Raw genomic sequence first — 8,178 nt, 5'->3', positions numbered from 1 at the left:
AGCCGAAGCCCCAGGCCAGCCCCGCGCCCATGGCGGTCGCCACCGCGATCTGCACGATCGCTCCGGGCAGCGCGATGGTGCGCACCGCGAGCAGGTCGCCGATGGAGAAGTGCAGGCCGACGCCGAACATCAGCAGGATGACGCCGAGTTCGGCGAGCTGGCTCGCCAGCGCCGGATCGCCGACGAAGCCGGGCGTGAACGGGCCGATGGCGATGCCGGCGACGAGGTAGCCGACGAGCGGCGGCAGCCGAATCTTCTGAGCCAGCATGCCGCCGATGAACGCGCAGACCAGTCCGAGCGCGATGATCGAGATGAGTTCGGTGGCGTGCTGCAACGCGCTTCTATCCTCCCGGGGCGGGCCGCCCCGGGATCAGATAAGGCAAATCACGGTCCCGTGTCCGCAACGGCGGCGCGGCGGAGACACGGTTGCCGCGCTATTCGTCAGCCCTTCATGCGCACATAGGTGCCCGGTGCCGGGCCGAGGGAGGGGAGCGAACCCGCTCCGGGGATGCGGGCGGGCACGCGCTCGGGCGCCTGCTCCTCCAGCCATTGGAACCAGTAGGGCCACCACGAGCCGGGATGCTCGGTCGACTTCTCGATCCAGTCCTCGAACCGGCCCTTGGCCGGGCCGCCGGTGCGGAAGCCGTACTTGGCCTTGGGACCGGGCGGGTTGACCACCCCCGCGATATGGCCGGAGCCCGCCAGCACGTAATCGACCTTGCCGCCGAACTTGCCCGATCCCTCGAAGACCGAGAGCGCCGGGGCGATGTGGTCCTCGCGGGTGGCGAGGTTGAAGACCGGCACCTTCACCTTCTTCAGGTCGAGGCGCACGTTGCCGAGCACCATCTGCCCCTTGGAGAGCGTATTGTTGAGGTAGCAGTTGCGCAGGTAGAACGAGTGGTTGGCCGCGGGCATCCGGGTGGCGTCCGCGTTCCAGTAGAGCAGGTCGAAGGCGGCGGGCGCCTTGCCGCGCACGTAGTTGTTGACGACGTAGGACCAGATCAGGTCGTTGGGCCGGAGCATGTTGAAGGCATTGGCCATCCGCGCGCCCTCCAGGTAGCCGCGCTCGGCCATCCGCTCCTCGATCGCCTTGATCTGCCCCTCGTCGGCGAAGACCTTGAGGTCGCCCGCATGGGTGAAGTCGACCTGCGTGGTGAGGAAGGTCGCGCTCTTGATCCGCCGGTTGCCGGTGGCCGCCTGGTAGGCCAGCGTCACGGCGAGCAGGGTGCCGCCGACGCAGTAGCCCGCCGCCGCGACGTCGCTCTCGCCGGTGGCGACCCCGATCATGTCGATGGCGGTCTCGATGCCCTCGCGCATGTAGGACTCGAAGTCCTTGTCGCGGTGGCGCTCGTCCGGGTTCACCCAGGAGATCACGAACACCGTGATCCCCTGCGAGACCATCCAGCCGATGAGGCTCTTCTTCGGGTTGAGATCGAGGATGTAGAACTTGTTGATCCAGGGCGGGACGATCAGCAGCGGGCGCTTCAGCACCGTCTCGGTCGTCGGCGCGTACTGGATCAGCTCCATCAGATCGTTGCGGAAGATGACCTCGCCGGGGGTCACCGCCACGTCCTCGCCGAAGGTGAAGGCGTTGAGGTCCGTCTGGCGCACCCGGAGCTGGCCGCCTCCGGCCTCCAGATCCTCCTGCAGCATCTTCATGCCGCGCATCAGGTTGGCCCCGCCCTCCTCCAGCGTCTGGCGCAGGAGTTCGGGGTTCGTCATCACGAAATTCGAGGGCGAGTAGGCCGAGAGGAGCTGGCGCAGGTAGAACTCGGCCTTGTGGCGGGTGTGCTCGTCGATGCCGTCGGCGGTCTCGACCATCTCCTCCGCCCAGCGGCCGAGGATCAGGTAGCTCTGCTTGATCAGGTCGAAGACCGGGTTGGCGCTCCAGTCGGCATGGGCGAAGCGCTTGTCCTTGGCTTCGGGCTCGACCACCGGTGCGGCGGCTGCGCCCTGCATCCGGCTCATGGTCGAGGCCCAGAGCGTGGCGAACGACTGCCCGAGCTTGGTCTGGGCTTGGAGCGCCTTCTCGGGGTCCTTCAGCCACGTCTCTGCCACCCGCGTGAGCGTGCGGGTCATCTCGTCGATCTCGTCGGCGCCCTGGAGCTTCGCCCCCGGAAGTCCCGCTCCCTGACCCGCCTGTTCGAACGGTTTGAGGGAGGCGGCCGCCGACTGCCGGAACACCTCCGCGAGTTGGTTCGCGTTGCGCGCGATGGTCTCGAAATCCGGCGGTGCCGGGCTCGTACGCTCCGTGGCCACGCGACACGTCCTCCCAGGGTCCGCCCGCATCCCGCCCGTCCGGACGGCCCGAGCCTCGTTTCCGACAAATTAACGCTCCACCCAGCAGATGTCGCCCGCCCCCGGCTCCATTTCCAGACCGTTGTCATGATCGTGCGCCGTGCCGTCCGCACCATCGCCCTGGCCCTGCCGCTCCTTGCCGCGGCCTCGGCCGGCGGCTGTTCGGGCGACGTGAATCCGCTGAAGGCGGCCATGGTCGGCGCGGGGTCCGGCATCAAGCCGGTGGAGACGCCCGACTTCGTGCAGCAGTCCCGCAAGGGCGACGCGACCTACATGCCGGTGGGCGAGTCGGCGCCCCGTCGCGACCTCCGCGCCCGCAACTCGGCCGGGCAGACGGCCTTGCAGGCGGAACTCGAAGGGGCGCGCAACCGCAACGAGGCCAAGGGGCGCGCGGCGGAAGGGGCGGCGAAGGACGCCGCCAAGGGGCTCACGCCCAATCCGGTGCAGTGAGCCCTCCGCCTCGCCTTTCGGGCCGGGCATTGCGATTTCGTATCGGCGCGCGGACGCGTCGATGGTAAACAGGCCGACTCCTCACCGCCGACGATTCCTTGCGGGGGGAGGGTTCGCGACACCGGACAGAACGACGCCATGACCGATTTCCACCGCATCAAGCGCCTTCCGCCTTACGTCTTCGAGCAGGTGAACCGGATCAAGGCCGCCGCCCGAGCCCGCGGCGCCGACATCATCGATCTCGGCATGGGCAACCCGGATCTGGATGCCCCGCGCCACGTCATCGAGAAGCTCGTCGAGACCGCCGGCAAGCCGCGCACCGATCGCTACTCCGCCTCCAAGGGCATCGCCGGCCTGCGCCGCGCCCAGGCCGGCTACTACCAGCGCCGCTTCGGCGTGAGCCTCAACCCCGAGACCCAGGTCGTGGCGACGCTGGGCTCGAAGGAGGGCTTCGCCAACATGGCGCAGGCGATCACGGCGCCGGGCGACGTGGTGCTGGTCCCCAATCCCAGTTACCCGATCCACGCCTTCGGCTTCCTGATGGCGGGCGGCGTGATCCGCTCCGTGCCGGCCGAGCCGACCCCGGCGATGTTCCCGGCGCTGGAGAAGGCGGTCGTCCACTCGATCCCGAAGCCGGTGGCGCTCGTCGTCTGCTATCCGTCGAACCCGACGGCCTACGTGGCGAGCCTCGACTTCTACCGCGACCTCGTCGCCTTCGCGAAAAAGCACGAGCTGATCCTGCTCTCGGATCTCGCCTATGCCGAGGTCTATTTCGACGACAACAACCCGCCGCCCTCCGTGCTACAGGTGCCGGGCGCCATGGATTGCACGGTCGAGTTCACCTCGCTGTCCAAGACCTTCTCGATGGCGGGCTGGCGCATGGGCTTCGCCGTCGGCAACGAGCGCCTGCTCGCGGCGCTGACGCGGGTGAAGTCCTACCTCGATTACGGCGCCTTCACGCCGATCCAGGTGGCGGCCACCGCCGCGCTCAACGGGCCGGACGACTGCATCAAGGAGATGCGGGCGACCTACAAGAAGCGCCGCGACGCCCTGATCGAATCCTTCGGCAAGGCCGGCTGGAAGCTGCCGACGCCGGAAGCCTCGATGTTCGCCTGGGTGCCGATCCCGGAAAAGTTCCGGGAGCTCGGCAGCCTGGAATTCTCCAAGCTGCTCCTCGAGAAGTCGGACGTCGCGGTGGCACCCGGCATCGGCTTCGGCGAGCACGGCGACGAGTACGTCCGCATCGCGCTCGTCGAGAACGAGCAGCGCATCCGGCAGGCGGCGCGCAACGTCCGCCGCTTCTTCGACGGTGCCGACCGCACGCTGCACAACGTCGTGCCGATGCAGAAGGCGGTCTGAGCCCGGCGCGCTCGCCGTCGGGGGTTGTTGCGGCGGGGCGACAGGGCCGGGCAATCGGCCCTGTTCGCCGGCGCATCGGGGGCGGAAAGCTTGTCAGTGGGCGTCCGCGTCCGCAGGGTCTTCTCCCGTTTTGCCGCCGGGCCGTCCCGGCGGGCGGACGTGTTTCGAGGACCCGCATGCGCCGCCTGAAGCTCTTCGCCGCCCTGGCGCTCGCCGGCGCCGCCGCCGGAGCCTGCGCCCCCCACCCGATCGTGGCGCGCGACCCCGTGCCCGCCCCCTCGCCGGAAGAAGCCTATTCCTGCAGCTCGACGCCGTTGCCGCTGAACGCCTACAAGTCGGATTGCACACCCATGGTGCGCGAACCGCGCGCCGTCCTGCAATCGAAGGGCTGACGGCGGGCTCCCGCGTCAACCTTTCCTTGTCACGTCTCGGGGTTTGATCGCGCCCTCGAGACGTCGGCCCGAGCCGGTGCGATCGCCCTGCGAGCGGTCACGGCTCATTCGCGTGTCGATGCGTTCTTCCGCCGAGCTGGCACGCCTCTCGGCTCAAAGCCTCTAACGTCGGAGCAAGCCCGTGGCCCGTGCCCGCCTCCTCCTTGCCGCCTCTCTTCTCGGGCTCGCCGCCCAAGGCGCCGCCGCCCAGAACCTGCAGGATCGCCCCTACGGCGAGGCGCGCGGGCCCGTGGTGCATGAAGTCGATCCCGAGAGCGGCCGTTTCCGGGGGCCGCCGATCAGCACCGACGGGCAGGATCTGCGCGCCATCGGTGCCGTGCCGGTTCCGACCGTCATGAACGGCGGCAGTTTCGGCCCGACCGGCAACGATTATTTCGGCAACATGCTCACCGCGACCCCGCAGGGACCGCGCCGGGACTCGGACGGGTACGTCCTGGCCCCCGCCTACAAGTCCCCGCCGCTGCGCTGAGCCGTTCACCCCAAGACGAGCCCGATCGGTCCGAATGGCCAGGCGCCCGATTCGACGCGTCGTGTCGACGGACGACGCCTGCGCCGCCCTGAACGCGGCGACGGCCTTTCCAGGAGTGCTTGCGGCCTGAGACCCTTCGTCGGCCGCGCTGGAGCATCCTCCTCGCGCATGCCCCCGGAGACGGCCGACGACCAACGGCGCCGGGCGCGGACGATTTTATACCCGGATCTCCTTGGCGGAGTTTTTCAAGCAGGTCGCTCGGGTTGATTGATCGGAGAGGTCGGTCGTCAATCTGCCCCTCAACGCTTCGCTCTAAAAATTCTACTCGATCCCAGCGCATGTGTCGCAGTGCAACGCTTCGAGAGACCTTCGAGCCTCCGCCCGAAACTTGATGCATCGGGAGGCCTCGTTTATCACGCAACCTTGATTCATCGGCAGCGGGCGCCGGCCCGGGCGAGGCTTGCGAGGTGCGTCTTGTACACGCTGCGTGACGATCTGGATGGCCTCCGTCTGGCAGAGCCGGAGAGTCCCGATGTCTGGCTCGTCTTCGGCGGCCGTCGGCACAGGGTCGCGAGTCCGGCCGTCTATCAAGCTCTGTTCTCGGGCGCCGAGGACATCATCTTCAGCGAGGACATCCCGTCCATCACCATGGGCCCGGAACTGAACGACGGCACCTGCCTCGCCCGTCCGGCCGGCTCCCACATGATCTTTCTCGTCACGGGGCGCGGTCCGGTGCGGAAGTACCACATTCCGACCTATGAGAGTTTCACCGATTTCGGCTTCAACGAGGGGGCCGTGATCGACGTCCCGGCCCTCATCCTCGAAGCCGTCGAACTCGGCGGCGAGTTGACCAGTGCCTTCGAGCGGACGCGCCGGGCGCCGGACACGATCCAAATCCCGACGCAAGCTTCGACGACAGAGGGATAGGTTTGGGCGACCGCAGCGTCACCATCGCGATTCCCGTCCATAACGGCGCGAACTATCTCGGCGAGGCGATCGAGAGCGCTCTCCGGCAGCAGCGCGCGGAGACGGAGATCATCGTCGTCGATGACGGCTCGGACGACGACGGCGAGACCGGCGCCATCGCGCGCGGGTTCGGCGATCGGATCCGCTATCTCCACCAGCCCCAGGGCGGGGTGGCGGTCGCGCTCAACACGGCGCTCGCCAACGCATCCGGCCGCCTGTTCTCGTGGCTGTCGCACGACGACCTGTTCGAGCCCGGCAAGACCGAGTTCCAGGTGCGGATCCTCGACGCGGTCGACCGGGACGACGTCTGTCTCTTCTCCGACTTCTCGTGGATCGATGCCGCCGGCCGCATCACGGGCGAGCAGCGGCTCGATCACTCGGCGCTCTCGCTCAACCCGCGCCTCGCCTTCTACGAGGGCCTGATCAACGGCTGCACGCTCCTCACCACCCGCGACCTGCTTCGGCGCGTCGGCGGCTTCGACGCGCGCTATCCCTACACCCAGGATTATCGGATGTGGTGGAGGCTCGCGCGCGAGGCCAGCTTCGTCCACGTTCCGCGCTGCCTGATGCGCTCGCGGCTCCATCCGGATCAGGGCTCCCACCGCAGCGAGGCGCTCGCCGAGAATTGTGCGTTCTGGAACGACGTGCTCGATGAAACGAGCGTGCTCGAGGCCGCGATCGTGGACGGAAGCCGGGAGCGCTTCCTGAAGCGGACCGGCGAGTTCCTGCGCTATCGCAGCCCGAATCGGCGGGTCGCCGACCGGGCGGATCGGATGGCACGGACGAGCGCGGCGGAGACGTCGGTCTCGGTGGTGGTCGATGTCGGATCGGATGTGGAGGCCGCACGCCGGACGATGGCCAGCGTCGAGGCGCAGACACGACGACCGGACGAGGTGATCCTGGTCGGAGATCCCGCCATCCTCGAAGCACTCGCCGCGGAGGGCGACGCGGATGGGACCTGCAAGAGGCGGCTGCGGCCGACGCCGGAGCGGCGGCTCCCGGCCCGCCTTCGCCTCGGATTGATGGCGGCTCGCGGCGACTACGTCGCGCTGGTGACGAGCCCGGACCTCTTCGCCCCCGAGAAGATCGCGGTTCAGGTCGCGCGCATGTCCGCCCTGGGCTGCGTCTTCTCGCACAGCTCCTATCGCAGCGGCGGCGAGACGATGGCGATTGGCACCTTCGGCGGGCGCGTCCATCCGGAGATCCTGGGCGGTTGCCCGGTCGAGGTCTCGACCGTGATGATCCAGCGGGTCCTGTTCCTGTCCGGCCTGCTGTTCATGCACGAGGACGCCCCCCTCGCGTCGAGCTGGATCGAAGCCGCGGCCCGCTACGAATTGCTCGGTCTGGAGGAGCCTTTGTCCGACGTCGAGGCGCCTCTGGCGGAGCGGGAGGCGGGGCCGCTGCTGGCATGGCTGCGCGCGTCGCCGGACTACCGCCACTACACTGCGCCGCTGCATCGTCTGGAAATGCGGCTCGCCGCCTCCGCGCCGTCGCTCCGGCGCCTTGAGGGATCGGAGGACGGAGCGTCGATGACCGCACAGGCTGCCGCAGGAGGCTCCGATGCCGCTGCATGACGTGTTCCGGCGGTTGCGTGCTGTCCTCACCGGGGCTCCGACGGATGAGGCCGCCGGCGTCCCGATGGTGCCCGCGGCCGAGCACGACGCGATCGAAGCGTTTCTGACCGAAACACGGCGTCGCCTCGCCGAGGCCGAAACCGAGCACGACGCGATCCGGGCGCTGCTGATCGAGACGCGGCGCCGCCTCGCGGTGTCCGATCAGCGCTTGGCGATCCTCGAGGCCAGCAACCGGGTGGCCGGGCGAGCCCTGCGTCGCCTCCTTCACGAGCGTGAGCAACTCGTCGCCGAGCGGGACGCCGTCGAGGTCCGGCTCTCGATCGCTCTCGGTGAACGGGCGATCGCGGTCGGCGACCAGCAACGGACGATGGTTCTCAACGACCACGTCCTGTCGGCGCTGCGCGACAGCGAGGCGGCGCGCGAGCGCCTCGAGGATGAGAATCAGCGCCTGCGCCGCCGAGCGGAAGGCCCCTCATCGGCTGTCCCTGCCGTCGAAGCGGTCGGGAACGCGAATCCCTCCGTGGTCTGACGGTTCGGGAATCGGCCCCGCGGCTTCGGGGCGTCGACGACGGGTGAGGATGACCTGCGCCTCAACCGTCCCCTCAGGATA

The 8,178-nt window shown here is 68.7% G+C and carries 9 protein-coding genes; 7 read left to right on the top strand and 2 right to left on the bottom strand.

Annotation, left to right across the window (positions count from 1 at the left end):
- The coding region (locus ABS772_RS11210; RefSeq protein ID WP_350394529.1) for a cation:proton antiporter domain-containing protein at positions 1-334 on the bottom strand (334 nt) is incomplete at its 3' end.
- Positions 335-441: 107 nt separating this feature from the next.
- A complete protein-coding gene (locus tag ABS772_RS11205; RefSeq protein ID WP_350394527.1) occupies positions 442-2,259 on the bottom strand; it encodes a PHA/PHB synthase family protein in 1,818 nt (605 codons plus the stop codon).
- A 126-nt stretch (positions 2,260-2,385) separates the two neighbouring features.
- Between ABS772_RS11205 and ABS772_RS11200 the strand changes: the two genes are divergently transcribed.
- From ABS772_RS11200 to ABS772_RS11170, 7 genes are all read left to right on the top strand, one after another.
- On the top strand, positions 2,386-2,748 hold the full coding sequence (locus tag ABS772_RS11200) for a hypothetical protein (protein WP_350394525.1): 363 nt from the start codon (positions 2,386-2,388) through the stop codon (positions 2,746-2,748).
- Positions 2,749-2,886: 138 nt separating this feature from the next.
- Positions 2,887-4,107 (top strand): LL-diaminopimelate aminotransferase, encoded by a 1,221-nt coding sequence (locus tag ABS772_RS11195; RefSeq protein WP_238255166.1) that lies wholly within the window; start codon positions 2,887-2,889, stop codon positions 4,105-4,107.
- Between the two features lie 176 nt (positions 4,108-4,283).
- Positions 4,284-4,499 carry a hypothetical protein gene (locus tag ABS772_RS11190; RefSeq protein WP_056196746.1) on the top strand — a complete coding sequence of 72 codons (216 nt, stop codon included), beginning with the start codon at positions 4,284-4,286 and terminating at the stop codon, positions 4,497-4,499.
- Between the two features lie 181 nt (positions 4,500-4,680).
- Positions 4,681-5,028, top strand: coding sequence for a hypothetical protein (locus tag ABS772_RS11185; protein WP_238255168.1), 348 nt, complete (start codon positions 4,681-4,683; stop codon positions 5,026-5,028).
- Between the two features lie 474 nt (positions 5,029-5,502).
- A complete protein-coding gene (locus ABS772_RS11180; RefSeq protein ID WP_350394522.1) occupies positions 5,503-5,955 on the top strand; it encodes a hypothetical protein in 453 nt (150 codons plus the stop codon).
- Positions 5,956-5,957: 2 nt separating this feature from the next.
- Positions 5,958-7,568, top strand: coding sequence for a glycosyltransferase family 2 protein (locus ABS772_RS11175; protein WP_350394520.1), 1,611 nt, complete (start codon positions 5,958-5,960; stop codon positions 7,566-7,568).
- Positions 7,555-8,097 carry a hypothetical protein gene (locus tag ABS772_RS11170; protein WP_350394518.1) on the top strand — a complete coding sequence of 181 codons (543 nt, stop codon included), beginning with the start codon at positions 7,555-7,557 and terminating at the stop codon, positions 8,095-8,097. The genes ABS772_RS11175 and ABS772_RS11170 overlap by 14 nt, the downstream gene beginning before the upstream one ends.
- Positions 8,098-8,178: the final 81 nt, after the last annotated feature.

Origin of the sequence: Methylorubrum podarium (assembly GCF_040270385.1) — a bacterium.
In the GTDB taxonomy this organism is placed as follows: Bacteria; Pseudomonadota; Alphaproteobacteria; order Rhizobiales; family Beijerinckiaceae; genus Methylobacterium; species Methylobacterium podarium.
Note: the sequence above shows the minus strand (reverse complement) of the source record. Positions and strands in the feature narration are given on the sequence as shown.

Coding starts and splice junctions, on each gene's coding strand:
- ABS772_RS11195 (WP_238255166.1), top strand. CDS start 2,887: ATGACCGATTTCCACCGCATCAAGCGCCTTCCGCCTTACGTCTTCGAG.
- ABS772_RS11200 (WP_350394525.1), top strand. CDS start 2,386: ATGATCGTGCGCCGTGCCGTCCGCACCATCGCCCTGGCCCTGCCGCTC.
- ABS772_RS11190 (WP_056196746.1), top strand. CDS start 4,284: ATGCGCCGCCTGAAGCTCTTCGCCGCCCTGGCGCTCGCCGGCGCCGCC.
- ABS772_RS11170 (WP_350394518.1), top strand. CDS start 7,555: ATGCCGCTGCATGACGTGTTCCGGCGGTTGCGTGCTGTCCTCACCGGG.